Consider the following 26,330-nt stretch of genomic DNA (forward strand, 5'->3'; position numbering starts at 1 on the left):
CCGTGGCCCGCACCCCCATCGGCCTGGTCAGGGCGGAGCCCGAGCCGCCGTTCGAGATCACCTTCGACGGCCGCCGCCTCACCGCCCTGCCCGGCCAGAGCCTCGCCGCCGCCCTGTGGGGCGCGGGCATCCTCGCCTGGCGCACCACCCGCGACCGAGGCCGCCCGCGCGGCGCGTTCTGCGGCATCGGCCAGTGCTACGACTGCCTCGCCACCGTCAACGGCGTGCCCAACCGCCGCGCCTGCCTGGTCCCGGCCCGCCCCGGCGACGCCGTCACCACTCAGGAAGGCCACGGCCATGACCGCCTCGGCGTCTGAACCGGACGACGACGACGCGGGCACGCCCCCTGCCGTGCCGTACGACCTGGCGGTCGTCGGCGCGGGCTCCGCCGGGCTCGCCGGCGCCGTGACCGCTGCCCGGCTCGGCCTCTCCGTGGCCCTGCTGGACTCCTCCGCCCAGCCCGGCGGCCAGTTCTACCGGCACCCCGCGCCCGCCCTCGGCGCGATCCGCCCCGAGGCCCTCCACCACGACTGGTCCGCCTTCACCGACCTGCGCCGCCGCCTGACGGCGAGCGACGTCCGACACCTGACCGGCCATCATGTCTGGTCCCTGACCAGGGAGTCCGACGACACCTGGTCGGTCCACGCCCTCACCGGCGCCGACGGCGTCGACGAGGCGCCCGTACGCATCCGGGCCCGCGCCCTGCTGCTCGCCACCGGCGCCTACGAGCGCCAACTGCCCTTCCCCGGCTGGACCCTGCCCGGCGTCGTGGGCGCCGGAGGCGCCCAGGCCATGCTCAAGTCCGGCCTGGTGCTGCCCGGTCGGCGCGTCGTCGTGGCCGGCAGCGGCCCGCTGCTGCTCGCCGTCGCCGCCTCGCTCGCCTCGGCCGGCGCCCGGGTGCCGATGGTCGTCGAAGCGGCGGGATACCTGCGGTACGCCCGGGCTCCCCGCGCCCTCGTCGGCAACCCGCGCAAGGCCGTCGAAGCCCTCGTCCACGGAGTCGCACTGGCCCGGCACCGGGTCCCCGTACGGCTCCGCCACGCGGTCACCGAGGTGCACGGCACCGACCGGGTGGAGGCCGTCACGGTCAGCCGCCTGGACCGCGACTGGCGCCCCGTACCGGGCTCGGGCCGCAGGATCGACTGCGACGCCCTCGCCGTCGGTCACGGCCTCGTCCCCCAGATCGAACTTGCCACGGCGGTCGGCTGCGCCACCCGCACGCTGCCCGACGGCACCCTGGGCCTCGCCCTGGGGGACTTCCAGGAGAGCTCGGTGCCCGGCCTGTGGGCGGCGGGGGAGACCGGCGGCGTCGGCGGAGCCGAACTCGCCCGCACCGAGGGGGAGCTGGCGGGCCGGGCGATCGCCGCCCGGCTTCTCGGCCACCGCACCGGCGCCGGGACCACCACCGGACTCCGGCGCCGCCGCGACCGCCTGCGGGCCTTTGCCGACGTGATGGCCGCCGCGCACGCCCCCGGTCCCGGCTGGCCCGCCTGGCTGAACGACGACACGGACGTCTGCCGCTGCGAGGAGGTCCCCGCGGGCCGGATCCGCGAGGCGGTCGCCGAGCTCGGCGCGCACGACGCCCGGACCGTCAAACTCCTCACCCGGGCCGGCATGGGGTGGTGCCAGGGCCGGATGTGCGGGACGGCCGTGGCATGCCTCGCGGCCGCCGGCCGCACCCCCGAACCCCCCTCCGAGCACCGGCCGTTCGCCGTGCCCGTACCCCTGTCGGCGCTCGCAGCGCTCGACGCTCCGCCGGACCCCGCCGCCGGGTCCGAAGGACCGGCACACCCCACCCACCAGCACCCACACAGGACAGAAAGGCCGTCGAGATGAACGACACCACCTGGACCACCGAGCGCCCCTGGCGCGGCATCATGGTCGCCACCACCCTGCCGTTCCGGGACGACCTCTCCGTCGACCACGACGCCTACGCCGAGCACGTCGCCTGGCTGATCGCCAACGGCTGCGACGGCGTCGTCCCCAACGGCTCCCTCGGCGAGTACCAGACCCTCACCGCCGACGAGCGCGCCCGGGTCGTCCGTACCGCCGTCGAGGCCGCCGGCGACGGGGCGCGGGTCATGCCCGGCGTCGCCGCGTACGGCAGCGCCGAGTCGCGCCGATGGGCCGAGCAGGCCGCCGAGGCCGGCTGCGGTTCGGTCCTGCTCCTGCCGCCCAACGCCTACCGCGCCGACGAGCCCTCCGTCCTCGCCCACTACGCGGACGTCGCCCGGGTCGGCATCCCCGTCGTCGCGTACAACAACCCCATCGACACCAAGGTCGACCTCGTCCCCGACCTGCTCGCGAAGCTGCACACCGCCGGAAGCATCGTCGCCGTGAAGGAGTTCAGCGGCGACGTCCGCAGGGCCTACGAGATCGCCGAACTCGCCCCCAACCTCGACCTGCTGATCGGCGCCGACGACGTCCTCCTGGAACTCGCCCTGGCCGGTGCGGTCGGCTGGATCGCCGGCTACCCCAACGCCCTCCCCGCCAGCTGCGCCGAGCTGTACCGGGCCGCCGTCGCGGGCGACCTCGCCACCGCCCGGCCGCTCTACTCCTCGCTGCACTCCCTGCTGCGCTGGGACTCCAAGATCGAGTTCGTCCAGTGCATCAAGCTGTCCATGGACATCGCCGGCCGCCGCGGCGGGCCGACCCGTCCGCCGCGCCTCCCCCTCACCGGAGCCACCGAGGCCGCCGTCCGCACCGCCACCGAGAAGGCCGTCGCCGACGGCCACCGCTGACGGGGCCACCGACGAGCCCACCGCCGGTGGCCGGAGCCCCCGGCCACCGGCCCTCCCGACCGGTCACGGGCTCGCGCCCGGCCACCCCGTCCTCCCGACCGCCCACCGAAAGGAACGAACCCCGTGCGTACGCGTCAGGTCTTCCACGCCGTCGACTCCCACACCGAGGGCATGCCCACCCGGGTCGTCACCGGAGGCGTCGGTGTGATCCCCGGGGCCACCATGGCCGAGCGCAGGCTTCACTTCATCGAGCACCTCGACCACCTCAGGACCCTCCTCATGTTCGAGCCGCGCGGGCACGCGGCCATGAGCGGCGCGATCCTCCAGCCGCCCACCCGACCCGACGCCGACTACGGAGTCCTCTACATCGAGGTCTCGGGACTCCTGCCGATGTGCGGACACGGCACCATCGGCGTCGCCACCGTCCTCGTCGAGACCGGCATGGTGCCGGTCGTCGAACCGGTCACCACCGTCCGCCTCGACACCCCCGCAGGCCTCGTCTCCGTCGACGTCCGGGTCCAGGACGGCGTGGCCGAGCACGCCACCTTCACCAACGTGCCCGCCTTCTGCGTCGGCCTCGACCGCGCGGTCGACGTCCCCGGCCACGGCAAGGTCAACTACGACCTCGCCTACGGCGGCAACTTCTACGCCTTCGTCGAACTCGACGCCCTCGGACTGCCCTTCGACCGCGACCGCAAGGACGACCTCCTCGCCGCCGGGCTCGCGATCATGGACGCGATCAACGCCTCTCCCGACTGGCCCGTCCACCCCACCCAGCCCGAGATCGCCGGGCTCAAGCACGTCTACCTCGCCGCCCCCGGCTCCGACGCCCGCCACTCGCGGCACGCGATGGCCATCCACCCCGGCTGGTTCGACCGCTCCCCGTGCGGCACCGGGACCAGCGCGCGGATGGCCCAGCTCCACGCGCGCGGCGAACTCCCGCTCGACCACGACTTCGTCAACGAGTCCTTCATCGGCACCCGGTTCACCGGCCGCCTCACCGCCGGCCCGGAGGTCGGCGGCCTGCCCACCGTCATCCCCACCGTCACCGGCCGCGCCTGGATCACCGGCACCGCCCAGTACTTCCTCGACCCGGCCGACCCCTTCCCCGGAGGCTTCCTCCTGTGACCACCGACGCCAGCCTCGTCTCCCGCAACCCGGCCGACCCCGCCGACGTGCTCGTACGACTCCGCGCCCCGGGCGCCTTCGCCGCCGCCGACGCCGTCGAGCGGGCCCGCGCCGCCCAGCCCGGCTGGCTGCGCGCCGGGGCCGCCGCCCGCTCGGCCGCCCTCGGCGCCGTCGCCGACGCCCTGGCGGCCGCGGCCGACGAGCTCGCCGCCCTCGCCGTACGCGAGGTGGGCAAGCCCGTCGGCGAGGCCCGGGCCGAGGTCGCGCGCGCCGTCGCCATCTGGCGCTACTACGCCCAAGCGCCCTTCGAACCCACCGGAGCCGTCCACGAGACCGCGGCCGGCCCCGGACTCCTCCTCAGCCGGCGCCGCCCGCACGGAGTGGCGGGACTCGTCACCCCCTGGAACTTCCCCTTCGCCATCCCGAGCTGGAAGGCCGCCCCGGCGCTCGCGGCCGGCAACGCCGTCGTCCTCAAGCCGGCCCCCGAGGCCACCGCCTGCGCCCTGCGGCTCGCCGAGATCGTCCGACACGCCCTGCCCGGGCAGGTGTTCGACGTGCTGCCGGGCGGCGCCACCGAGGGCAACGCCCTCGTCTCCGCCGCCGACGTCGTCTCCTTCACCGGCTCCACCCCCGTGGGCCGCGCCGTCGCCCGCGCGGCGACCGCGCGCGGCATCCCCGCGCAGGCGGAGATGGGCGGACTCAACGCGGCGATCGTCCTGCCCGACGCCGACCTCGGCCGGGCCGCGGCCGACATCGCCGCCGCCGTCGCCGGGTTCGCCGGCCAGAAGTGCACCGCGACCAGCCGGATCGTCGCGGTCGGCGCCGTGCTCGACCCGCTGCGCGAGGCGCTCGCCGAGGCGTTCCGGGCCGTCCGGGTCGGTGACCCGAACGACCCCGGCACGGTCTGCGGGCCGCTCGTCCACGAGAGCGCGCGGGAGCGCGTCGCCGAGTCCTGGCAGGGGCTCTCCGCGCTCGCCGGCGCGACCGTACCGGAGCGCACCGGCTGGTACGCGGCCCCCACCCTGGTCGAGAAGGTCCCGCCCGGCCACCGACTGCTCAACGAGGAGGTCTTCGGGCCCGTCGCCGCCCTGCTGCCCGCCGACGACCTCGCCCACGCGGTACGGATCACCAACTCCGTGCCGTACGGCCTCGTCACCTCCGTCCACACGGCCGACCTCGACACCGCCCTGTACGGCCTCGACCTCGTCGACACCGGCATGATCCGGATCAACGCCCCGTCCACCGGCGTCGACTTCCACCTGCCGTTCGGCGGCGCCAAGCAGTCCGGCCACGGCCCGCGCGAACAGGGCAAGGCCGCCCTGGACTTCTACACGTCCTCGCGCACCTACACACTGGCACCCACGGGCGCGGCGGCATGACATCGTACGGTGGTGACGGAGACCGAACCGAAGGGACCACCACCGCCATGGGGCACCTGACCCACCGCGACCTCAACGCCTCCCGCGAGCGGCTGCGCGACCAGGTCGCCCACGCCCTGCGCGCCGCCCTGATCTCCGGCGAGCTGCGGCCCGGCGTGGTGTACTCGGCCCCCACCCTGGCGGAGGACTTCGGGATCTCCGCCACCCCCGTACGCGAGGCGATGCTCGACCTGGCCCGTGAGGGTCTGGTCGAGCCCGTCCGCAACAAGGGATTCCGGGTCACCGAGGTCGACGAGCGCGACCTCGACCAGTTCACCGAGATCCGCGCGCTCATCGAGATCCCCACGGTCGGCCGCGTCACCCGGTCCGCCGCCCGCGAGGACCTGGAGGCGCTGCGGCCGGTGGCCACGGAGATCGTGCGCGCCGCCCGCGAGCACGACCTCATCGGCTACCTGGAGGCCGACCGGCTGTTCCACCTCACCCTGCTCGGCCTCGCGGGCAACGAACGCCTCGTCGAGACCGTCGGAGACCTCCGCAAGCGCTCCCGTCTGTACGGGCTCACCGCCCTGGACGAGAGCGGCGACCTCATCCCCTCCGCCGAGGAGCACCTGGAGCTCCTCGACCTGATGATCGCCGGGGACGCCGAGGGCGCGGAGGCCTGCATGACCCGGCACCTGGGCCACGTCCGCTCCCTCTGGGCGAAGAGCGGCGGACCGGCCGAGCGGTAGGCCTGCCTCTGGGCCCCGGGGCCTGCCGGGAGTCAAGGTCACGGAGTCACGATCGGGAAGTCCGGCTCGGGGGTTTCGAGGACCGCGAGCAGCCGGGGGAGCAGACCGCGGTCGCCGGTCATGGTGATCCCCGCGGTGCCCTTGCCCGCGAGCAGGGTGAGGAGCTGGGGTTTGGTCATCCTCAGGGTCAGGGCGGCGTCGGCGGCCGGGCGGTCGTCCCTGGTCCAGGTCAGGAGGCCGTTGGCGAGGCGCAGGTGCCAGTAGTCGGCGCCGATGTGCCAGTCCATGACGATCCGCAGCGACCAGGCCTTCGGGCCGTCGACGCGGACCGCGAGGCTGTCGATGATCTGGCCGACCGTCAGGGCCAGGTACATGTCGGGGCCGAGCGTGGCGGTGGCGCGCGGGGTGATGCCGTGGAGCAGCTCCTGGGCCCCCGTGAGGTAGAAGTTCCGCCAGACGGCGTTCTCGACGGCCTGTCCCAGGCGGGTGTAGAGCGCGGCCAGCTGGCGCTTGGCCCGGCTGTCCCGAGGGTCGTTGAAGACGGCGTGGTTGAGCAGCGTGACGGCGAAGCGCAGCTCGCCCCGGTCGGCGTAGTGCCGGGCGCGGGCGCGGACCGCGGCCTGGCCGCCGAGGGACTCGACGTACAGCCGGGCCTCCTCGGCGGGCGGGTGTTCCCAGAGGTGGGCCGGGTTGCCGTCGAACCAGCCCATGTACCGCTGGTAGACCGCCTTGACGTTGTGGCTGAGCGAGCCGTAGTAGCCGCGGTTGGCCCAGACCCCTTCGAGCTGCGGCGGGAGCCGGAAGGTCTCCGCGATCTCGGTGCCGGTCAGGCCGCGGTTGATCAGCCGGACGGTCTGGTCGTGCAGATAGCCGTACAGGTCCCGCTGGTGGGTGAGGAGCGCGACGATGGCGTCGTTGCCCCAGGTCGGCCAGTGGTGCGAGGCGAAGGCGACGTCGGCGGCGCCGTCGTAGAGTCCGATCGACTCGGTGAGGTAGCCGGCCCAGGCATGGGCGTCGCGCACCTGGGCGCCGCGCAGGGTGAGGATGTTGTGCATGGTGTGGGTGGCGTTCTCGGCCATGCACACCGCGCGCAGGTCCGGGAAGAGGAAGTTCATCTCCTCCTGGCATTCGGTGCCCGGCGTCATCTGGAACCGGATCCGCACCCCGTCGAGCACGACCTCCTCGCCCGTGGCCCCGATGTACCGGGTGGGGGCGATGAGCCCGACGGTGCCGAGCGAGACCGTGAGGCCGAGCCCGCAGCCGACCTGCGCGGCCGCGTTCTTCGGGAGCGTGGAGCCGTACATGTAGCCGGCCCGCCGGGCCATCGCGGTGCCGACGTAGACGTTCTCGCTGACCGCGTGCTCCATGAAGCCCTTCGGGGCGAGCACGGGTACGTCCCCGGCGCCGTCAGGCAGCACGCCCCGGCAGCCGCCGAAGTGGTCGACGTGCGGATGGGTGTAGATCATCGCCCGCACCGCGCGGTCCCCCCGGTGGGTGCGGTAGAGCCGCAGGGCCGCGGCGGCGGTCTCGGCGGAGATGAGCGGGTCGATGACGATGATGCCGGTGTCGCCCTCGACGATCGTCATGTTGGACAGGTCCAGGCCCCTGACCTGGTAGATCCGGTCGGTGACCCGGTAGAGGCCCTGGCGGGACAGGAGGCGCGCCTGCCGCCATAGGCTGGGGTCGACGGTGGCGGGTCCCGCGTGGCCGCCGTCGTCGCCGTCGGCGCCGGGTCGGCCGTCCCCGCCGTGGCCGCCGCCGTCCCCGCCGCGACCGCTGCCGTCGTCGCCCCGGCCTTCGCGTGCGTCCTCCGCCTCGGTCAGGAATCGGTACGCGCCCGGGTCCCAGACGGTCCGCCCGGTGGCGTCGGTGATCGGTCCGCCGGTGAACGCGGCGACGAAGCCGCGGTCCGCGTCGCCGAAGTCGGTCTCGTCGTCGTACGGCAGCCCGTCGGTCCGCGTGGGCGTCCCCATCGCCCGGGGCAGGTGCCCGGCGAGCGCCTGGGCGGTCTGCGGGTTCAGGGAGACGGAGGCGGCCGCGGCGCCCATCGCGGCGGCGGCCGCGACGAAGCCGCGCCGGTTCATCGGAGTCATGGCAGAGTCACGCCCTTCTCGGTGAGGACGCCCACTATTGCAGTCGGACTGCAATACCAGTCAAGGGCTGGGCGGCACCCCGTCCAGGAGAGCCCGGAGCGTCCGCTCCATCGCCGCCCGGGCCGCCGCCCCGTCGAGCCCCCGGCGGGACCGCAGATGGTCCCAGACCGCCCAGGACGAGGCGGCCTCCAGGGCGTCGAGCAGCCCACCGGGAGCCCCGGCGTCCGCCACCCGCCCCAACTCCGGTGCGAACACCGCCGCGACATCCGCCCGGAACCAGGCGTCGCCCTCCGCCATCACCCCGCGCAGGCCCGGCGAGTCCGCCTCCAGACCGAGCCCGATCTTCCGGATCGGCGTCATCACCTCGTACATCCGGGCGCGCTGAGCGAGCAGCGCCGCCGCCTTGCGGCCGGTCTCCTCCTCGGGCGGCACCGGTTCCGCGTGGGCGCGCCACCGCTCGGCCTGCCGCCGCGCGGCCGCCACGTACAGCGCCTCGCGGTCGGCGAAGTGCACGAACACCGTCCGCTCCGACACCCCGGCCCGCTCCGCGATCGCCTTCCGGGTGGGTTCCCTGCCGTCCTCCGAGACCAGCCCGAGCAGCGCGTCGAGCAGCGCCGCGTACGTCCACTCCGGGTCGCGCCTGCGCCGCCCCCGCGTGCCGGAATCCGCGCGTCCGGGGCCCTTTCCCGCCTCTGTGTCGTTCACCGGCCCATGGTGGCAGAAGGGCCGCGTCAGCCGGCCGGACGCAGCCGGCCGGTGAGGAAGGCGAGGATCTCGTCGCGGGCCCGGACCGTGGGGTGGCCCGCCTCGTCGACCAGATGGGCGGTGACGACACTGTGCGGGGTGCCGACCACGTCGGCGAAGAACGGCGGCGGGACCGGGTTCGCCGCGTCGTCCGGCAGGACCCGCCCGTCGAAGGCCTCGCCGAGCAGCGCGCGATAGGCGGCGAAACGCTGCCCGGTGCACCAGCGGTCGCCCTCGAACCGGTAGGCGAGGACGGTGAGTCCGTCGCGGGCGAGCCGGTCACGGACGGCCCGCGCGTCCGCCGCGTCGAGTTCCAGCCCGCCGGGGTCGTCGAGCGGCAGCGACGGGTGGTTGACCACGGGGGCGATCACCGCCGGCTCCAGGGCCATGGTGAGCGCGAAGTTGCCGGTGAAGCAGAGGCCGATCGCGCCGACCCCGGGCCCGCCGCACTCCTCGTGGGCCTGGCGCGCCAGCCCGCGCAGCCACACCGTCACCGGGCTGGTCCCGCCGCCCGCGAAGGCGCGGAACTCCGCGCTGACGCAGGCGCGGCGGACGACCTCCCGGCCGCCCTCCGCCGTGGGGAACGCGCCGTCCGTCCCGAACAGCGAGGGCACATGCACGGTGAAGCCCGCGTCCCGCACCCAGCGGGCCAGCCGCAGCACGTCGGGACTGATGCCGGGCATCTCGGGCAGCACCACCACGGCGGGCCCGGCCCCGGCCACGTACACGGTCTTCTCCACCCCCTGTACGGCCACGCTCCGGCGGATGAAGTCGGTGATCGGATCGTCGGTCATGGGGCCAGCGTGGCCCGGCGCCGGCCGGTCCGTGGAGGGGCGGGATCGCCTGGTCCAGGGGTAATCTCGCCACGCGAGACGGGATCGTACGGCGAAGGGGGTACGGGGACGATGACGGTGGCCGTACGGCGCCCGAAGGCGCCAGGAGACCGCGACGCGCGGCGGGCGGACGCCGACCGCGCCCCGGACGCGCGAGGGGCGGACGCCGACCGAACTCCGGACGTGCGAGGGGCGGATGGCGACCGCGCCCCGGACGTGCGGCGGGCGGACCGCGACCGCGCCGCGGACGCGCGGCGGGTGGACCGGGGCGGCGGCGGGGCCGGTGCGCTGCGGGTCGGGGTGCTCGCCTACCCCGGCTGTTTCGCGTCCGAAGTCTTCGGCGTGCCGGACCTGTTGACGATGGCCGCGCACGTCGCCGGACCGGACGCGCCCGGCTACCGGGTGACGGTCGTCTCGCCGCGCCGCCGGGTCGTCGCCTCGGGCGGCGCGAGCCTGGACGTGCGTCCGCTGCGCGAGGTCGACGTCCTGGTCGTGCCCGGGTTCGAACGGGGCCCCGGCACGGACCTCGACGCACTTCTCGCCGGACTGGCCCCCGAGACCGAGGCGATCCGCGCCCAGGCCGCCGCCGGGACCGCCGTCGTCTCGCTCTGCGTCGGCGCGTTCCTGCTCGCGGAGGCCGGGCTGCTCGACGGGCGCCGGGCCACCACGTCCTGGCTGTACGCCGACGAACTGGCCGGGCGCTGCCCGACGGCCGACGTCCGGCCCGAACGGCTGGTCGTCACCGACGCGGGGGTCACGACCACGGCCGCGTTCAGCGCCATGTACGACTTCGCGCTCGACCTGATCCGCCGGCACAGCGGTGACCGAGTGGCCCGCACCACCGCGCGGGTGGCGCTCGTCGACGACGCGCGGACCTCGCAGACCCCGTACGTCGACCCGCGGCTGCTGCCGCGGCCCGGGGCCGGGTTCTCGCGGCGGGTCATGCGGCGGCTCGACCAGAACCTCGCCGAGCGGTACGACCTGGGCGCGCTCGCGGACGACTTCCGGGTCAGCACCCGCACCCTCCTGCGCCGGTTCGCCGAGGAGACCGGGCACAGCCCGCTGGCCCATCTGCAGGCCTCCAGGGTCCGCAGGGCCCGCCACCTCCTGGAGACCACCGACCGCACGGTCGCCTCCGTGGCGGCGGCCGTCGGATACCAGGACCCCGGCACGTTCGCGGCCCTCTTCGCCCGCCACACCGGCCACCGGCCGAGCGCCTATCGCGCCGCCTTCCGCCGCCGCGACCGGGGCCCGGAGGGGTGAGCGGGCGGAGAGATCGCCCCAGGGGTGCCGTCATGAGACCCGGCCGGACGCGGCAAGGTCAATGGCGTTGACGTAAGGCCCGGGCGGTTATCGGCCCGCGTCCGGGTGCAGGGCCGCCGCGCCCGTGAGGGTCAGTTCCAGGGCGAAGGGGTAGCCGCTGTCGCGCATGTCGACGGCCAGGTGGGGGAAGGTCGCCGCGATGTGCGGATGGGTCTCGGCGCAGAGTTTGCCGTAGGCGGCCTGCCAGACCTCCGCGTCGGCGGCCGCGGCGAGCGGCGGCAGGGCAGCCGCGGCGGCGTCCTGGGCGGCGAAGGCGAGCGCCTGGTCGACGAAGGCGTGGTAGATCCGGACGGCCAGGGCGTCGGGGAAGCCGCCGTCGCGGAGGATGCCGATGATCCGCTCGACGGCCCGGGTCTCGTGCGGCCGGCCCGTGGTGCGGTGGGCGGCGAGCAGTGCGGCCTGCGGCTGGGCGAGGTACGCGGCGTGGATGCGCAGGCCCATCGCCCGCAGGTCGGTGCGCCAGTCGCCGGTGGCCGTCCAGCCCTCCTGGGCGCGGCCGATGACCTCGTCGGCGAGGGCGAGGAGCAGCGCGTCGGTGTTGCGGAAGTAGCGGTAGAGCGCGGTGGGGTCGGCGCCGAGCGCGGCGCCGAGCCGGCGGACCGAGAGTGCCGTCGCGCCGTGCTGTTCGACGAGCCGCAGGGCGGTCTCGATGATGAGCCGTTCGGAGAGGACGGCGCCTTCCCGGGTGGGGCGGCGGCGCCGTCGGCCTGCTTCGGGGACCACGCGATCGGACATGGCCGGGACCTTACGTCAACACCATTGACGTGTAAACGGCTCGGCGGCTTCGATGGCGTCCGTCACCGTCACCCGTCGCCGCCAGCGCACACCCGCAGGGGAGCCGCCGCATGCCTCACGCCGATCTGGTCTTCACCGGAGGACCCGTCCTCACCATGGACCCGGCCCGGAGCCGGGCGACCTCGCTCGCGGTCACCGGGGAGCGGATCGCCGCCGTCGGCCACGACGAGGTGCGGGAGCTGATCGGGCCCCGCACGGAGGTGGTGGATCTCGCGGGCAGGATGCTGCTGCCCGGCTTCCAGGACTCCCACATCCACGCGGTCGGCGGCGGCGCCGAACTGGCCGAGTGCGATCTCACCGACGTCGTCGACGCCGACGCGTGCCTGGAGCGGATCAGGGCCTACGCCGAGGCGCACCCGGAGCGGGAGTGGATCACCGGCGGCGGCTGGTCGATGGAGGGGTTCGCCGGCGGGCTGCCGACCCGTCAGCAGCTGGACTCCGTGGTGCCGGACCGGCCGGTGCTGCTCTCCAACCGGGACCACCACGGGGCCTGGGCCAACACCCGGGCGCTCGAACTGGCCGGCCTGACCGCCGCCACCCCGGACCCGGCCGACGGCCGGATGGAGCGGGAGACGGACGGCTTCCCGACCGGCATGCTCCAGGAGGGCGCGACGGCGCTGGTCGCCCGCCTGGTGCCGGTGAGGACGCCGGAGGAGCGGCTCGCGGGGCTGCTGCGGGCCCAGAAGCTGCTGCACTCGCTCGGCATCACCGGCTGGCAGGACGCGCTGCTCGGCGACTTCAACGGCATGGCGGACCCGTCGACCGCCTATCTGACGGCGGCCCGGGACGGTTCCCTGACCGCCCGGGTGAACGGCGCGCTGTGGTGGGACCGGGACCGCGGCGCCGAGCAGATTCCCGAACTGGTGCGGCGCCGTGAGGAGCTGACGTACGGACGGTTCCGTGCCGGGTCCGTGAAGATCATGCAGGACGGCATCGCGGAGAACTTCACGGCCGCGCTGACCGCCCCGTACCTCGACGGCTGCGGCTGCGCCACCGCGAACAGCGGTCTCAGCTTCGTCGACCCGGAGGCCCTGCGGAAATATGTGACGGAGCTCGACGCGCTCGACTTCCAGGTCCACTTCCACGCCCTCGGCGACCGGGCCGTACGGGAGGCGCTCGACGCGATCGAGGCCGCCGTGGCCGCCAACGGACGGCGCGGCAACCGGCACCACCTGGCCCACCTCCAGGTCGTCCACCCCGACGACCTGCCCCGCTTCGCGGCGCTCGGCGCCCTCGCGAACATCCAGCCGCTGTGGGCGGCGCACGAGCCGCAGATGGACACGCTGACCATTCCGTTCCTCGGTCCGGAGCGCGCGGCCTGGCAGTACCCCTTCGGTGGTCTGCTGCGGGCGGGCGCCACCCTGGTGGCGGGCAGCGACTGGCCGGTCTCAAGCCCCGACCCGCTCGCGGGCGTCCACGTCGCCGTGAACCGCCGTGAACCGGGGGCCACCGACGAGCGGGTGTTCCTTCCCGAGCAGCGCATCGACCTCCTCTCGGCCCTCACCGCCTACACGGCCGGCTCCGCGCACGTGAACGGCTTCAACGACGCCGGCAGTCTCCTCCCCGGCCACCTGGCCGACCTGGTGGTGCTCGACCGGGACATCCTGGCCGCGCCGCCGGAGGAGATCGCCGAGGCCCGGGTGGAACGGACCTATGTGGGCGGGGCGCTCGTGTTCGGCGACTGAGACCGCGCCGCCGCCCCCGAGGTCCCGGGGTTCCGCACCGACGAGGCCCGTACGTCGAGCCGGACCGGCACCAGCACCCCGCCGGTCTCCCGCTGCCCGTGCTCGAGGACGGCCACGAGCAGTTCGATCCCGGCCTCGGCGACCGCGTCGGGGCGCAGGCTGAGCGTCGTCACCGGCGGCTGCGTGTGCAGGGCGGTCTCGTCCTCGCTCACACAGGCGAGGAGGAGGTCGCCGGGCACGTCGTAGCCGTGGCGGCGGGCCGCCTCCAGCAGCAGCGGCGGGCTCGCCTCGGCGACCACGAACAGGGCGTCCGGGCGTTCGGGCCCGGCCGTCAGGGCGGTTTCGACGGCCCGGACGACCGGCCCGTTGCCCGGCTCGGCGGCCCGTACGGACAGCTCCGGCAGCCCGTGCGCCGCGCACCAGTCGTGGTGTGCGGCGAACACCTCGCGGTGGAAGCGGGTGGTGCTGTCGGGGACGACGAGGGCGGGGCGCCGGGCCCCCTGGGCGGCGAAGTGGTCCAGGGTCCGGTGGACGGCGGCGGTCGCGTCGACGTCCACCCAGTGGGCCTCCGGCAGGCCTTCCACGGACCGGTCGCTGAAGACCGGGATGCGGGCGGCGACCAGGTCTTCGACGATCCGGTCGTCGGCGACGGGGTCGGCGACGACCACGGCGTCCAGGGGCAGCGCGGCCCACTCGCTCTGCAGCGATCCGGCGGGCAGCAGCACCATCGCGTACCCGCGTCCGAGGGCGCTGGCGGCGGTGGCCCCGGTGAGCCGGGCGAAGTACGGCGACTCCAGGAAGGTCCAGGGGGCGTCGGCCAGTTCGCCGACCACGTAGCCGATGAGCCGGGCGCGTCCCGCGCGCAGGTGCCGCGCGGTGGCGTTGGGCCGGTAGCCCATCCGGCGCGCGGTCTCGCGGGCCCGCTCCCGGACCTCGGGGGAGAGCCGGCCGGTGTCGTTGAGCGCCGCCGAGACGGTGGTCTTGGACAGTCCCGCCTCGCGGGCGACGTCGACGAGACGGACGCGCGGGGCGGGGCGTCCGGCCTGGGGCGAGGGCGGCCCGCCGGGCCCTGAAGCTTCGGTCATGGGACCGATGCTGCCATCCTCCCGACCTCTGCAAAACCGTTCCCGCAAAGCCGGCCGAACTCTTGTGCGGGAACGTTCCCGCATCAATACTCGCTCCATCCTCCCGTGCCCGACACAACACCCGTAAAGGGGTGGGTCTGCATGCGCATGCCCGGATTCATCGTCTTCGTCTGTACCGCCGCGCTCGCGGCCTCCCTCACCGCCTGCTCCGGAGCCACCCGGCCGCAGACCGGCGCCGGCGGAGGTGCCGGCTTCGACGTCACCCCGACCTCCCCGGCCGCCAAGGGCGAACTGGACTCCTTCACCTGGTCGCTGTACGCCGAGCCGTACACCCTGGACTACGCCCTCGCGTACGACTACCCGCCGAACACCGTGCTCGCCAACGTCTGCGAGCAGCTGCTGCGGGTCACCCCCGACCTGAGGATCGAACCCGGACTCGCGGTCAAGTGGACCCGGCCCGACCCGCGCACCCTCGTCTACACCCTGCGGCCCGGCGTGAAGTTCCACGACGGCACCACCATGACCGCCGACGACGTCGTCGCCTCCCTCACGCGCCAGACGGACCCGGCCACCGGCTCCCCCTGGGGCTCCGCCTTCAAGAACGTCGACTCCGTGGAGAAGACCGGCCCGCTGGAGGTGACGATCCGCCTCGGCAAGGCCGACGTCCTCTTCCACGAACTCCTGGCCGCCTCGCCCGGCACCGTCGTCAGCGCCGCCTCCCTCGCCCGGCAGGGCAAGGACTACGGCACCCCCAAGGGCTCCCTGAACTGCACCGGCCCCTTCTCCCTCGAGAAGTGGGCGCAGGGCGACAGCATCACGCTCCGCAGGAACCCCGCCTACTGGGACAAGAAGCTCGTCCCGAAGTCCGCATCCGTGAAGTTCACCTTCGTCGAGGACCCGGCCGCCCGCTCCAACGCCTTCCTGTCCGGCGCCGCCGACGGCGGCTACATGGTCCCCGCCACCTCCCTCGGCCATCTGCGGAGCAGCGGGAAGGGCTCGCTCCTCTTCGGCCCCAACACCGCCGCCGCGAACCTCGCCGTCCTCGACTTCCACGGCCCGCTCGGCAACCTCAAGGTCCGCAAGGCCCTGTCCATGGCCCTCGACCGGAAGAACATCGTCAAGGCGGCGGCCGGCGGCGTCGGCGTCCCCGCCAAGGCACCCGCCGCACGCGGCGCCTGGGCGCTCGCCCCCGAGAAGACCGCCACCCTGTTCGACACGCTCCCCGAGCCCGCGTACGACGTCGAGGGCGCCAAGAAGCTCGTCCAGGAGGCCGGCGCCACCGGCCGCACCATCACCCTCGCCACCAGCTCGCTCGCCCCCGAGATCAGCGTGGTCGCCAACGCCGTACAGGCGGCAGGACGGCAGATCGGCCTCGACGTCAGGCTGAAGCCCGTCTCACCCGACGCGTACAGCGGCATCTTCGTCGACCCGGCCGCCCGCGAGGGGCTCGACCTGGTCGTCACCAACGGCTACGACAACACCCCGGACCCGCTGGAGTTCTACCAGTATCTGCGCACCGGCGACTTCGGGAACTACGGCAAGTGGTCCGACGCCGCGTTCGACGTCGCCTTCGACCGGGCCAACTCCGAACCGGACCCCGGCAAGCGCGCCGAGCTGACCGCGAAGCTCCAGGAGATCGCCCTGCGCGAGCTCCCCGTCATCCCCGTGTACGAGGCGCCGTACTCGGTCTTCCTCGGCAAGCGCGTCACCGGCGCGCCCACCGGCATCGCCCAGCTCTACTACCCCTGGGCCGCGACGATCGGGGCCGCGCAGTCATGACCCGCTTCCTCCTCGGGCGACTCCTCGGCCTGGCGGCCGTGCTGTTCCTGACCTCGATCGTGGTCTTCGGCGCCGTCCACCTGGCACCGGGCGACCCCGTGACCTTCCTGCTGCACGGCCGCCCCGCGACCCCCGAGACCGTGGCCGCCCTGCGCGCCGAGCACCACCTGGACGACCCCCTCGCCGTCCAGTACGGGAAATGGCTCGGCGGCGTCCTCACCGGTGACCTCGGCCGCTCCGCCCAGTACCACCAGGACGTCACCGCCCTCCTCGGCTCCCGGCTGCCCGGCACCGCCCTGCTCGTCGGCTACGCGGCCCTGCTCGTCGCCGCCCTCGGGGTCGGCGCCGGCATCCTCGCGGCGCTGCGCCCGGGCCTCCTCGACCGGGCGGTGCTCATCGGCACGGGCGTGGCCACCGCCACCCCGTCCTTCGTCACCGCGATCGTGCTCGTCTCCTTCTTCTCGGTCCAGCTCGGCTGGTTCCCCGGTCCCGGCGGCGGCGCGGCGGACGGCCTCGGCGCCCGGCTCCACCAGCTCACCCTCCCGGCCCTCGCCCTCGCCCTCACCTTCGCGGGCCTGCTCGCCCGGGTCACCCGCTCCGCGATGCTCGACGAACTCGGCCGCGAGCACGTCGAGGTGGCGCGCGCCCGGGGCGTCGCCGCCCGCACGGTGGTCCGCCGGCACGTCCTGCGCAACGCCCTTGGCCCGGTCGTCACCGTCGGCGGCACCATGCTGGCCGGCCTCCTCATCAGCACCTCGATCGTGGAGACCGCCTTCGACGTGCCAGGGCTCGGCTCGCTGCTCGTGCAGTCGGTCACCGCCCAGGACTTCGCCGTCGTCCAGGCGGTCACCCTGCTCAGCGTGGCGGCCTTCGTCCTCGTCAACCTCGCGGTCGACCTGCTCGCCCCGCTCATCGACCCCCGTCTCTCCCCCGGGGAAGGCTCCTCATGACGACCACCCTCAGCACGGCGCCGTACCGCAGGCCGGGCCTGCGCGGACTGCGCGTCCTCGGCCAGGGCCCGCTGTTCACGGCCTCGGTCGCGGTGCTCGCCCTCCTCGTCCTCGTCGCCGTGCTCGCCCCCGTCCTCGCGCCGTACGACCCCGAGGCCCTCGACCTCGCCGCCAGCCTCGTCGGCACCGGCGGCGACCACCTCCTGGGCACCGACCAGTCCGGCCGGGACATCCTGTCCCGGCTGCTCCACGGCGCCCGCACCGGGCTCCTCGGCCCGCTGCTCGTGGTCGGCGTGTCCACCCTGCTCGGCGTGCTGCTCGGCGTGGTGGCCGCCTGGCGGGGCGGCTGGGCCGACGCGGTCCTCTCCCGCTCGATGGACCTCGTCTTCGCGATCCCCGGGCTGATGCTCGCGATCCTGCTCGTCTCCGTCGTCGGCCCCGGCATGACCGCACCCGTCGTCGCCATGTCCGTCGCCTACACCCCGTACGTGGGCCGGCTGGTGCGCGGGATCGCCCGGCAGGAGAAGCGGCGGCCGTACATCGAGGCGTACGTGGTGCAGGGCTGGTCCGGCTGGACGGTGTGCCTGCGCCACCTCCTGCCGAACATCGCGCCGACCGTCCTCGCCCAGTCCGCGATGAACTTCGGGTACGCGCTCATGGACCTGGCCGCCCTGTCCTTCCTCGGCTTCGGCGTCCAGCCGCCGACCGCCGACTGGGGCGCCATGATCAACGAGGGCCAGGGGGCCGTCCTGCAGGGCGCGATGCTCCCCGCCCTGGCGCCGTCCGCGTGCATCGTGCTCGCGGTCGTGGCCTTCGGAATCGTCGGCGAGGGGCTCGCCGACCGGATCGCGCGACGGGAGAAGTGAACGCCATGACGTCGACAGCGAACGGCGCCCCGACACCACCGGCACCGGCGCCGCCCGTCCTGGAGATCGACGGGCTCGGCATCCGGCTCCCCGACGACCGGGCCGCGCGGCCCGTCCTGGACGGGATCAGCCTGACCGTACGGCCGGGGGAGACCGTCGGGCTCGTCGGCGAGTCCGGCTCAGGCAAGTCCGTCGCCTGCCGGAGCGTCCTCGGACTGCTGCCCGCGGGCGCCCGCACCAGCGGGCAGGTCAGGGTCTCGGGACGGGACGTGCTCCGCATGCGCCCCAAGGAACTCGCCGCGCTGCGGGCCCGCGAGGTCGCCATGGTCTTCCAGGACCCGCGCGCCTCCCTCAACCCGCTGCGCCGCGTCGGCGACTTCCTCACCGAAGGGCTGCGCGCCGCCGGCACCCCCGCCGGCCAGGCCGCCGCACGCGCCGGGGAACTCCTCGACGCCGTCGGCATCCGCGACCCGCACGGCGCCCTGCGCCGCTATCCGCACCAGTTCTCCGGCGGCATGCTCCAGCGGGTCGTCATCGCCGCCGCCCTCGCCGCCGAGCCCGCCCTGCTCCTCGCCGACGAACCGACCACCGCCCTCGACGTCACCACCCAGGCCGAGGTGATCGCGATCCTGGCGCGGCTGAGGGCCGAGCGCGGCACCGGGATGCTCTTCGTCACCCACGACCTGGAACTGGCCTCGGCGATCTGCGACCGGGTGTACGTGATGTACGCGGGCCGGATCGTCGAGACCCGGACCACCGCCGAGCTCTTCGACCGGCCCCGCCACCCCTACACGGCGGGACTCCTCGCCTGCACCCCGCGCATCGAGCCCGGCGCCCCCGCGCCGCTGCCCATCCCGGGCCGGCCGGTCTCGCTCGCCGAAGCCCCGCCCGGCTGCTCCTTCGCCGCCCGCTGCCCGCACGCGGTGGCGCGCTGCACCGAGGAGAAGCCCGCACTGGCACCGCACGGCGGGGGACTCGCCGCATGCCTCCGCGCCGAGGAAGGAATCACCCTGTGACCGAGGGACTGGTGGTCGACCGGCTGACGAAGAGGTACGGCACGCACACGGCCGTCGACGGGGTGTCGTTCACCCTGCCGCCGGGCGGTTCGCTGGCGATCGTCGGCGAGTCGGGGAGCGGCAAGACGACGACGGTACGGATGCTCGTGGGCCTGGAGCGCGCCGACGGCGGCACGGTCCGCCTCGACGGCCGCGACCGTTCGGCCCGCGCCCGGGGCCGCGCCGAGCGGCTGGCGCGGGCCCGGGAGATCCAGATGGTCTTCCAGGACCCCTATCTGTCCCTCGACCCGAGGGTGACGGTGAGCGGCTGCCTGGACGAGGTCCTGCGGCTGCACACCGGCCTGGACGCCGCCGCGCGCCGGGTGAGGGTCGCCGAACTCCTCGACCGGGTCGGGCTGGGGAGCCGCGAGGCGGGCGCCCTGCCGCGCGGTCTTTCCGGCGGCCAGCGCCAGCGCGTGGCGATCGCACGGGCCCTCGCGGTGGAGCCCCGGGTGCTGGTCCTCGACGAGGCGGTCGCCGCGCTCGACGTGTCGATCCAGGCGCAGATCCTCGATCTGCTGCGCGAGATCCGGCGTGCGGCGGGGGTCGGCTATCTGTTCGTGACCCATGACCTCGCGGTCGTACGGCACATCGCCGACGAGGTGCTCGTCCTGAGGTCGGGCGCGGTCCTGGAGTCGGGCCCCGTGGACCGGGTGCTCGACGCGCCGGACCACCCGTACACCCGGCTGCTGCTCGACTCCGTGCCCCGGCGCGGCAGGCCCCTGGGCGGCGCCCGCTGAGGGCGGACGCCCGGGGCGACGGGCGGTTCGGACGCGCTCCGCCCCGACGCCGTCGGCGGCTGAACGGACCGCGCGCCGGGCGGTGTCAGCGCGCGGCCGTGGGACGCGGGCAGCGCGGCAGGGCCGGGCGGTCCTTGGTGCGCACGGCGGGCAGCCAGGCCGTCGGGGGCGCGGAACCGGCCGGGAGGCGGACCCGGAACCAGCGGGTGGACCACCGGGCCTCCTCGTCGATGATGGGCTGCCCGTCGGGCAGTTCGCAGTCGGCCGCCAAGACGTCGTCGTGCCACACCCGAGTCGGGACGACGTTGTCCGCCGTGTACGCCCGCAGGGGATCGACCGCCAGGCCGAGACTGCACCCGGCGGCCCGATCGGCCCGCTCCCGGCAGCTCCGCTCCGCGTTGAACACCCGGACGGTGCCGGCCGGCGCGCCCACCCGGACGGGCGGCCCGGACGAGCCCCCTCGGGCCGCGTCCGAGCACAGGGCGGCGGCGGCGACGCCGCAGAGCGCGGTGGCGAGGACGGCGGTCCGGGCCCGGCCCCGCCGCCGCCCCGACCCCGCCCCCGTACCCGCTCCGGTCGCGTCCTGGTGCGCGGCGATGCGGGCCAGCAGGCTCTCGGCGGTGTGCGGCGCGCGCGCCGCGTGGTTCGGGGCGAGGCAGTCGGCGGCCAGCGCGCGCCAGAACGGCGGCACCGTGTGGTCCATCCGCAGCGGGGCGCGTCCCTGCGCGTACTCCTGCACGGCGGCGCCGCGCGCCACGGGTGTCGCCCCCGAGAACGGCGAGCCGCCCGCCGAGAACACCTCGTGGATGACGATGCCCAGGGCCCAGATGTCGGCGGACGGCCGCACCCGCACGCCGAGTTCGCCGAGCGGCGCCCGCCAGCGCTCGGGCGGCAGGTAGTCGAGGGTGCCCATCGGCGGCACGTATCCGTGTGTCCCCGTGAGTTCGGTGGCGAGGCCGAAGTCCGAGAGCTTCACGGAGCGGTCCTCGCCGAGCAGGACGTTCTCCGGTTTGAGGTCGGCGTGGACCCAGCCCGAGCCGTGGAGATGGGCGAGCCCCTCGCAGATCCCGGCGATCAGCGGGCCGCGGTCGGCCTCGGGCACTCCGGCGTCGATGAGTTCGCGCAGGCTGCCGACGGCCCGTTCCATCACGAGCACGATCGCGCCGTCCAGGGCGGGCCGGTCGGGCGCCGTGAGGACGAACGACTCCCGCAGGCCGATCAGCCGGGGATGCCCGACCCTGCTGCCGAGGTCCACCTCGCGGCGGGCGGACTCCATGATCCTGCGCGCCTGGCGCGGCGCGAGCCCGGCCGTCGGCATGACTTTGAGCGCGACTTCGGCGGGGCCCGATGAGCCGGCGGCCGCGTCGGCGGGCCGGGCCGCGTAGACGGTCGACCAGCCTCCGGAGCCGATCAGCCGGGTCACCACCCAGTCGCCCACCTCGCTGCCCGCCGCGAGCACATCCGTACGGTCGCTCGCGGTGGGGGCGCCGGGGCGGTCCGGGGAGGTCATGATCCGGCCTGCCGCTCCCGCCCTCCGGCTCCCGTCTGGGGCGGCAGCAGCGCGAGGTGCTCCTCACGTACGAGCCCGAACCGCAGGGCGAGGCCCACGATCTCCTCCCGCTTGCCGTTGCGGCGGTCGGCCTTGCCGGTCTCGCCGGTGTCCGGGGCCGCGATGCGCAGCTTCTCCTCGGCGAGGTAGTCGATGTGCGAGCTGACCGCCCGCGCGGTCAGCGTGCCGCAGGCGGGGTGGTCCCTGAGCCGCTCGACGATCTGCGGAGTGGTGGGGACCGCCACCCGGGACTGGTCCCGCAGCCGCGGTTCGCAGAGGGCGAGGAGCACGAGGAAGTACGTGGCGGTCTCGTCGAGGGAGTACGCGGTGACGGTGCTGTTCCCCCAGGGGACGTCCATGGCCTCGGGGTCGAGGAAGACGTGGTCGGGGGCGTACACCTGGAAGGCGATGGTGGCGTCGCTGCGCGTGGGCAGCACCACGCGGGAGAACTCGAACGGGATGGGCGCGCCGACCCGGCGGGGCGGGATGCGCAGGTACTCGCCCGCCCCTTCGGGGTTCTCCACCAGGTAGCTGTGGCTGGTGCTGTAGTTCGTCAGCTGCCAGTGGTCGTGGGTCACCCGGATCTCCCCGGCCAGCCGCGAGATGGCCGGGTCGGCCAGCAGCAGCTCCACGGGGACCGTGGCGGAGCCCCGTCCGAAGCGGGCGACCTCGCCGGGGCCGAGCCGCAGGGTCACCGCGTCACCGGGCGGTTCGCCGCCTTCGGCGCCACCGCTTCCCTGCGGCAGATGGATGACTACGCCGCTCACCGTTCCCCCGTCCCCCAGCCGTACGCGTCGGTCGAGCCGAACGATACTCATCCGTAGGGGGAGTTCACCGTCGTACTTTGGCCACCTCGCCCGGGTGCCCCGCGCGGGTGCCGGGGGCGTCGCCGCCGGAGGTACGACGAGCCGCCCGGAGCGCTCCGCCCTCGGCGCGCTCGGCGGCGGACGGCTCCCGCCCCGGCCAGGTCACTGTAACGCTGTGACATGAGCCGCTATGTGGGGCTGTTTCCGGGCCGCCGGCGGGCCGTTCGTCCGGAGATGTGACCTCGGCACCCGGCGGACACCGGCCGCCGCCGCCGAAGGCCGGCCCGCGCGCCCCGCGCCTCCCGGGCGCGGAGCGGCTGCCGGGGGAGAGGCAGTTCAAGGTGGGGAAAGTCACCGTGGCGCGGGGCCGGAGAGCCGGGCCGGAGGAGGTTCACGGCCCGTACCGCAGGCGGAGTCCCCCCTTCCGATGGCGCGATCCGTACTCTCCGGTCACCAGGCGGGACCGCCCGGCACGAGGGGCGCGACCGCACGGTCGCCGAACGCCGCCCACGGCCGCCACCCGCCGCTCGGCCGTTCCTGCACCCGGGTCCGTACCCCGCCCGACGCGGTCACGGCGAAGACGTGGAGGCGTCCGGTGACGTCGAGGGCGGCCGTGGGGGTGGCCGCCAGCCGCAGACCGGGTTCGCCGAACTCCCCGCCCGGACTCCACTCCCCGCCCGGAGCCACCTGCCAGCGGTGCACGAGCCGCGCGCCGCCCGGTGCCAGGGAGAACGCCTCCAGGCGGCCGTCGTCGTTGGCCGCGAACAGCGGCGCGGCGGCGCTCCAGCCGAACAGCGGCAGCCACCCGCCCCAGCCACCGCTCGGCACGGCCTGCCGCCGGACGAAGGTCCCGACGCCCGACGGCCCGATCGCGGCCACGGAGAGCCGACCGCTGCCGTCCCCGGCCACCCGGGGCGCGGCGCCCGCCGCCGTGCCGTACGGATGCCAGTCAGCGGTCCACGGCCCGGCGGCGGCCTCCTGCCAGCGGTGCACGATCCCGGAGCCGCCGGGCAGCAGGGCGAACACCTCCAGGCGGCCGTCGGCGTTCGCCGCCACCACCGGGGGCGCGCCCGCCGCCGCTCCGAAGCCGGGCTGCCAGGGGTCCCAGGCCAGGGACCCGGGTGACGCCTGGCGGCGCCGCGCGACGGCACCGCCGCCCGGACTCAGGGCGAAGACCTCCAGCCGGCCGGCCGCGTCGCGTGCGACGGCGGGGGCGGCGCCCGCCGGGCCGCCGAACTCCTCCCAGTCGTGCCAGCCGCCGTCCGACCGCTGCACCCTGCGGTGCAGATTGACGCCGCCGGGGGCGAGCGAGAAGACCTCGAGGCGGCCGTCGGCGTCGCGGCCCAGGGTGGGGACCGCGCCGGCCGGGCCGCCGAACCGCTCCCACTCCGACCAGCCGTCGCCGTACGGGTCGAGCTGGACGCGCCGCAGCATCGAGCGGTCGGCCGCGTCGAGCGCGAACACCGTGAGCCGGCCGCGCACGTCGAGGCCGGCCACCGGGTTGTCGGGGCTCTGCCAGGGGGCCGGGCCGTCCCGCCACACCAGGGGCGCCACGTACAGCCCGTTGCGGAACCAGCCCGCGGCGCTGGCGTACCACGTGTCCCCGTCGGCGGTCACCTCGACGGCGTGACCGGGCACGTGCCCGGCGTACCCGGAGAGTTCGAAGCGGAACGGGTCCCGGGACGCCAGCACGTCCGTGCCCTCGTAGCCGCCCCGCGGCCCCACGAACAGGTAGTACCAGCCGTCCCGCCGGACCACGCACGGCGACTCGGTGACCGAGACGGTCGCGTCCGTGCTCGCGTCGGTGAACGCGACCCCCGGCTCGCTCCAGCGCAGCAGATCGGCGGACCGCCGGTACGCCACGACGTGGTGCCCGCCCGCGTCCGAGAGCTCCGTGTAGTACATGACCCACTCGGCGCCGACTCGCAGCACCATCGGGTCCCGCGCGGCGCGGCCCCGGAACAGCGGGCCGGACGGCTCGCGGGTCCAGGTGAACAGGTCGTCCGAGGTGGCGAGGTTGATCGCGGCACCGCCCTCGCCGCCCGCCGCGTAGAACATCCAGAATCTGCCGTCGGCCTCGACGACGTGCGGCGCCCACAGGTGTTCCTCGCCGAAGTAGGCAGGGTCGACGGTGAGGGCGTCGGCGTGGCTCGTCCACGGCCCGCGCGGGCTCGGCGCGGAGGCGTGGGCGAAGGAGATCTCCGCCGCGCTGTCGGGGGCCTCGCCGCGCGGCGCGCTCTCCCCGACGATGGAGAACAGGTGCCAGCGGCCCCGCCCGTGGACCAGGGTGTGGTCGTTGAGGTAGCGCGGGCCACCGGAGTCCGAGGGGTCGTAGACGTACGCGAAGGGTTCCGCGCCGACCCACCGGGGGGCCGGGTCGTCCCCGACCGCCGCGGCGGCGGCGGCCTCCCCGGCCCGGCCGAGGCCCAGGAGCGGGAGCCCGGCGGCCCCGGCCATGCCGTGCAGCAGGTTCCGTCTGCTGATCGGAAGCACGAGTCCCTCCAGCGGGAGCGTCAGCCGAGGCCGGGGCCGGCGGTGTCGTTGACCCAGGTCCAGGGGGACCAGCTGGCGAAGCCGGTCTGCCAGGTGTGGAAGGTGCCCGTGGGGTTGGTGCCGAAGACCTCGATCCGGCCGTCGGCGTTGGCGGCGGCGGTGACCTCGGTGCCGCCGGTGCCGAACGGCGCCCACGCGCCGTAGGGGGCGTTGACGGCGGTCTGCCACAGGTGCATGGCGGTGCTGCCGTTCATGGCGAAGACCTCGACGCGCCCGTCGGCGGTGCGTTCGCTGGTGAGCTGGGCGTCGGCCGGGCCCCCGGTGGCCTCCCAGCCGGACCAGTCGGCGGGGCCGGTCTGGTACCGGTGGAACACCCCGACCGGGCCGGAGGCGAAGACTTCCAGGCGGCCGTCGGCGTTGTGGTCGACCGTCAGGTCGCGGCCCCCCTCACCGAAGCCGTCCCACCCGGACCAGCCGCCACTGGGCGCCGTCTGGTACCGGTGCTGGAAGGTGCTTCCGTTGAGGGCGAAGACCTCGAGGCGCCCGTCGGGAGCCTTCTCCATCTCCACGCGGCTGTCGGCGGGGCCGCCGCCCGTGGGCGTCCACTCCGACCAGCCGCCGTTGGGGGCGAGCTGATAGCGGTGGAAGAGCCCGACCGGGCCGGAGGCGTAGACCTCGATCCGGCCGTCGGCGTTGACCCCGGCCGCCGTGTCCCGGCCCCCCTCGCCGAAGGCCTCCCAGTTCGACCAGCCGCCGGACGGGCTCAGCTGCCAGCGGTGCTGGAAGGTGCTGCCGCTCAGCGCGAACAGCTCAAGGCGGCCGTCGGCGTTGGGCGCGATGGCGAGCTCGGCGTTGCCCGGCCCGCCGAGCGGCTCCCACGCCGACCAGTCGCCGTTGACCCGCTGCTGCCAGGCGTGGTGGATGCCGTCGGCGCCCGCCGCGAACACCTCCAGCCGTCCGTCCGCCGACCGCGCCGACACGACCCGGCCCGACTCCGCCGGATGCACCAGCGGCTTCGGCTGCGGACCGGTGCCCGGGGTGCAGGGCAGCACCACGCCGCGCTCCGCGAGGTAGACCTCGGGGTCGATGCCGTACGAGGTGGACTGGTCCCCCCAGATCCGCAGGTGGAGGTGGGGGCCGGTGGAGTTCCCCTCGGAGCCCATCAGGGCGATCTGCTGGCCGGCCACGACCCGGTCCCCGGCGAAGACGTCCCGCCGGGACATGTGCCCGTACTCGGAGATCCGCCCGTCGGGGTGCAGCACCCGGATCCACTGGCCGTAGTCGCCGCTGTACCCGGAGATGGTCACCTCGCCGTCGCCGACCGCGTAGATCGGCGTCCCGACGTCGTTGGCGATGTCCACGCCGTTGTGACCGGAGTGGTAGTGCTGGGACACGGGACCGGCGGCCGGGCAGGCCGCGGCGGCGGCGGTACGGGCCGAGGCCGGAGCCGCGGGCACCACCGCGGGCAGCAGCAGGGCGGCGGCCGCGGCGAGCGCACAGGTCAGTGCACGGCGGGAAAGTGCAGTCAGCACAGGACGCTCCTCCAGGGGGCGCGGTC

At 75.0% G+C, this 26,330-nt stretch carries 22 protein-coding genes; 13 read left to right on the forward strand and 9 right to left on the reverse strand.

From position 1 onward, the window contains the following. Positions 1–2 precede the first annotated feature (2 nt). The 6 genes from DEJ43_RS35705 (at position 3) to DEJ43_RS35730 (ending at position 5,976) form a co-directional block, all read left to right on the forward strand. Positions 3–317: a (2Fe-2S)-binding protein gene (locus tag DEJ43_RS35705; protein WP_015038322.1), complete on the forward strand. Its 315-nt coding sequence runs from the start codon at positions 3–5 to the stop codon at positions 315–317. Then, the gene (locus DEJ43_RS35710) at positions 298–1,836 is read left to right on the forward strand and encodes an NAD(P)/FAD-dependent oxidoreductase (RefSeq protein ID WP_015038323.1); all 1,539 of its coding nucleotides are present in this window, start codon (positions 298–300) and stop codon (positions 1,834–1,836) included. Before DEJ43_RS35705 ends, DEJ43_RS35710 begins: the two co-directional genes overlap by 20 nt. Then, a complete protein-coding gene (locus tag DEJ43_RS35715) occupies positions 1,833–2,741 on the forward strand; it encodes a dihydrodipicolinate synthase family protein (protein WP_015038324.1) in 909 nt (302 codons plus the stop codon). The genes DEJ43_RS35710 and DEJ43_RS35715 overlap by 4 nt, the downstream gene beginning before the upstream one ends. A 123-nt stretch (positions 2,742–2,864) precedes the next feature. Next, entirely contained in the window at positions 2,865–3,869 is a 1,005-nt protein-coding gene (locus DEJ43_RS35720) for a proline racemase family protein (RefSeq protein ID WP_015038325.1), read from the forward strand. Then, positions 3,866–5,248, forward strand: coding sequence for an aldehyde dehydrogenase family protein (locus DEJ43_RS35725; protein WP_015038326.1), 1,383 nt, complete (start codon positions 3,866–3,868; stop codon positions 5,246–5,248). Before DEJ43_RS35720 ends, DEJ43_RS35725 begins: the two co-directional genes overlap by 4 nt. 47 nt (positions 5,249–5,295) lie before the next feature. After that, complete coding sequence (locus tag DEJ43_RS35730; RefSeq protein ID WP_041663266.1) at positions 5,296–5,976, forward strand: GntR family transcriptional regulator; 681 nt, start codon at positions 5,296–5,298, stop codon at positions 5,974–5,976. Positions 5,977–6,014: 38 nt separating this feature from the next. Here DEJ43_RS35730 and DEJ43_RS35735 read toward each other — a convergent pair whose 3' ends face one another. From DEJ43_RS35735 to DEJ43_RS35745, 3 genes are read right to left on the reverse strand one after another with little or no spacing between them, the layout of a single operon-like run. Next, positions 6,015–8,069 (reverse strand): alkyl/aryl-sulfatase, encoded by a 2,055-nt coding sequence (locus DEJ43_RS35735; protein WP_015038328.1) that lies wholly within the window; start codon positions 8,067–8,069, stop codon positions 6,015–6,017. A gap of 60 nt (positions 8,070–8,129) precedes the next feature. Further along, positions 8,130–8,774: a TetR/AcrR family transcriptional regulator gene (locus DEJ43_RS35740; protein ID WP_015038329.1), complete on the reverse strand. Its 645-nt coding sequence runs from the start codon at positions 8,772–8,774 to the stop codon at positions 8,130–8,132. Positions 8,775–8,800: 26 nt separating this feature from the next. Beyond that, complete coding sequence (locus DEJ43_RS35745; RefSeq protein ID WP_015038330.1) at positions 8,801–9,607, reverse strand: dienelactone hydrolase family protein; 807 nt, start codon at positions 9,605–9,607, stop codon at positions 8,801–8,803. Positions 9,608–9,718: 111 nt separating this feature from the next. Between DEJ43_RS35745 and DEJ43_RS35750 the strand changes: the two genes are divergently transcribed. Further along, entirely contained in the window at positions 9,719–10,909 is a 1,191-nt protein-coding gene (locus DEJ43_RS35750; RefSeq protein WP_015038331.1) for a GlxA family transcriptional regulator, read from the forward strand. An 87-nt stretch (positions 10,910–10,996) separates the two neighbouring features. Here the strand turns inward: DEJ43_RS35750 and DEJ43_RS35755 are convergent, their stop codons facing one another. After that, positions 10,997–11,704, reverse strand: coding sequence for a TetR/AcrR family transcriptional regulator (locus DEJ43_RS35755; protein ID WP_015038332.1), 708 nt, complete (start codon positions 11,702–11,704; stop codon positions 10,997–10,999). A gap of 110 nt (positions 11,705–11,814) precedes the next feature. Here DEJ43_RS35755 and DEJ43_RS35760 point away from each other — a divergent pair, with 110 nt between their 5' ends. Next, complete coding sequence (locus DEJ43_RS35760; RefSeq protein ID WP_015038333.1) at positions 11,815–13,449, forward strand: amidohydrolase; 1,635 nt, start codon at positions 11,815–11,817, stop codon at positions 13,447–13,449. Here the strand turns inward: DEJ43_RS35760 and DEJ43_RS35765 are convergent. Next, entirely contained in the window at positions 13,416–14,534 is a 1,119-nt protein-coding gene (locus DEJ43_RS35765) for a LacI family DNA-binding transcriptional regulator (protein WP_015038334.1), read from the reverse strand. The two genes, DEJ43_RS35760 and DEJ43_RS35765, sit on opposite strands and share 34 nt — an antisense overlap. A gap of 141 nt (positions 14,535–14,675) precedes the next feature. On the opposite strand from DEJ43_RS35765, the gene DEJ43_RS35770 reads away from it, so the two are divergent. Genes DEJ43_RS35770 through DEJ43_RS35790 form a run of 5 tightly spaced genes read left to right on the forward strand, consistent with a single transcriptional unit; the run spans position 14,676 to position 19,924 of the window. Next, positions 14,676–16,313, forward strand: coding sequence for an ABC transporter substrate-binding protein (locus tag DEJ43_RS35770; RefSeq protein WP_015038335.1), 1,638 nt, complete (start codon positions 14,676–14,678; stop codon positions 16,311–16,313). Further along, positions 16,310–17,263 carry an ABC transporter permease gene (locus DEJ43_RS35775; protein ID WP_015038336.1) on the forward strand — a complete coding sequence of 318 codons (954 nt, stop codon included), beginning with the start codon at positions 16,310–16,312 and terminating at the stop codon, positions 17,261–17,263. Before DEJ43_RS35770 ends, DEJ43_RS35775 begins: the two co-directional genes overlap by 4 nt. Continuing rightward, entirely contained in the window at positions 17,260–18,129 is an 870-nt protein-coding gene (locus tag DEJ43_RS35780) for an ABC transporter permease (protein WP_015038337.1), read from the forward strand. The genes DEJ43_RS35775 and DEJ43_RS35780 overlap by 4 nt, the downstream gene beginning before the upstream one ends. A 5-nt stretch (positions 18,130–18,134) precedes the next feature. Continuing rightward, entirely contained in the window at positions 18,135–19,145 is a 1,011-nt protein-coding gene (locus DEJ43_RS35785) for an ABC transporter ATP-binding protein (RefSeq protein ID WP_015038338.1), read from the forward strand. Further along, the gene (locus tag DEJ43_RS35790; RefSeq protein WP_078508827.1) at positions 19,112–19,924 is read left to right on the forward strand and encodes an ABC transporter ATP-binding protein; all 813 of its coding nucleotides are present in this window, start codon (positions 19,112–19,114) and stop codon (positions 19,922–19,924) included. The genes DEJ43_RS35785 and DEJ43_RS35790 overlap by 34 nt, the downstream gene beginning before the upstream one ends. Positions 19,925–20,009: 85 nt before the next feature. On the opposite strand, the gene DEJ43_RS35795 is transcribed toward DEJ43_RS35790, so the two are convergent. The 4 genes from DEJ43_RS35795 to DEJ43_RS35810 form a co-directional block, all read right to left on the reverse strand. Then, positions 20,010–21,434: a serine/threonine-protein kinase gene (locus DEJ43_RS35795; protein ID WP_015038340.1), complete on the reverse strand. Its 1,425-nt coding sequence runs from the start codon at positions 21,432–21,434 to the stop codon at positions 20,010–20,012. Beyond that, positions 21,431–22,240, reverse strand: coding sequence for a serine/threonine protein kinase (locus DEJ43_RS35800; RefSeq protein ID WP_181399415.1), 810 nt, complete (start codon positions 22,238–22,240; stop codon positions 21,431–21,433). The genes DEJ43_RS35795 and DEJ43_RS35800 overlap by 4 nt, the downstream gene beginning before the upstream one ends. A gap of 489 nt (positions 22,241–22,729) precedes the next feature. Continuing rightward, a complete protein-coding gene (locus DEJ43_RS35805) occupies positions 22,730–24,772 on the reverse strand; it encodes a DUF8189 domain-containing protein (protein ID WP_015038342.1) in 2,043 nt (680 codons plus the stop codon). A 20-nt stretch (positions 24,773–24,792) separates the two neighbouring features. Further along, entirely contained in the window at positions 24,793–26,304 is a 1,512-nt protein-coding gene (locus DEJ43_RS35810) for a DUF8189 domain-containing protein (protein WP_015038343.1), read from the reverse strand. Positions 26,305–26,330: the final 26 nt, after the last annotated feature.

This window comes from Streptomyces venezuelae ATCC 10712 (assembly GCF_008639165.1).
Classification (GTDB): domain Bacteria; phylum Actinomycetota; class Actinomycetes; order Streptomycetales; family Streptomycetaceae; genus Streptomyces; species Streptomyces venezuelae.

Excerpts from the sequence above, each read along its gene's own strand:
- DEJ43_RS35710 (WP_015038323.1), top strand. The coding sequence starts at position 298 with ATGACCGCCTCGGCGTCTGAACCGGACGACGACGACGCGGGCACGCCC.
- DEJ43_RS35715 (WP_015038324.1), top strand. The coding sequence starts at position 1,833 with ATGAACGACACCACCTGGACCACCGAGCGCCCCTGGCGCGGCATCATG.
- DEJ43_RS35730 (WP_041663266.1), top strand. The coding sequence starts at position 5,296 with ATGGGGCACCTGACCCACCGCGACCTCAACGCCTCCCGCGAGCGGCTG.
- DEJ43_RS35735 (WP_015038328.1), bottom strand. The coding sequence starts at position 8,069 with ATGACTCCGATGAACCGGCGCGGCTTCGTCGCGGCCGCCGCCGCGATG.
- DEJ43_RS35745 (WP_015038330.1), bottom strand. The coding sequence starts at position 9,607 with ATGACCGACGATCCGATCACCGACTTCATCCGCCGGAGCGTGGCCGTA.
- DEJ43_RS35750 (WP_015038331.1), top strand. The coding sequence starts at position 9,719 with ATGACGGTGGCCGTACGGCGCCCGAAGGCGCCAGGAGACCGCGACGCG.
- DEJ43_RS35755 (WP_015038332.1), bottom strand. The coding sequence starts at position 11,704 with ATGTCCGATCGCGTGGTCCCCGAAGCAGGCCGACGGCGCCGCCGCCCC.
- DEJ43_RS35760 (WP_015038333.1), top strand. The coding sequence starts at position 11,815 with ATGCCTCACGCCGATCTGGTCTTCACCGGAGGACCCGTCCTCACCATG.
- DEJ43_RS35765 (WP_015038334.1), bottom strand. The coding sequence starts at position 14,534 with ATGACCGAAGCTTCAGGGCCCGGCGGGCCGCCCTCGCCCCAGGCCGGA.
- DEJ43_RS35770 (WP_015038335.1), top strand. The coding sequence starts at position 14,676 with ATGCGCATGCCCGGATTCATCGTCTTCGTCTGTACCGCCGCGCTCGCG.
- DEJ43_RS35775 (WP_015038336.1), top strand. The coding sequence starts at position 16,310 with ATGACCCGCTTCCTCCTCGGGCGACTCCTCGGCCTGGCGGCCGTGCTG.
- DEJ43_RS35780 (WP_015038337.1), top strand. The coding sequence starts at position 17,260 with ATGACGACCACCCTCAGCACGGCGCCGTACCGCAGGCCGGGCCTGCGC.
- DEJ43_RS35785 (WP_015038338.1), top strand. The coding sequence starts at position 18,135 with ATGACGTCGACAGCGAACGGCGCCCCGACACCACCGGCACCGGCGCCG.
- DEJ43_RS35790 (WP_078508827.1), top strand. The coding sequence starts at position 19,112 with ATGCCTCCGCGCCGAGGAAGGAATCACCCTGTGACCGAGGGACTGGTG.
- DEJ43_RS35795 (WP_015038340.1), bottom strand. The coding sequence starts at position 21,434 with ATGACCTCCCCGGACCGCCCCGGCGCCCCCACCGCGAGCGACCGTACG.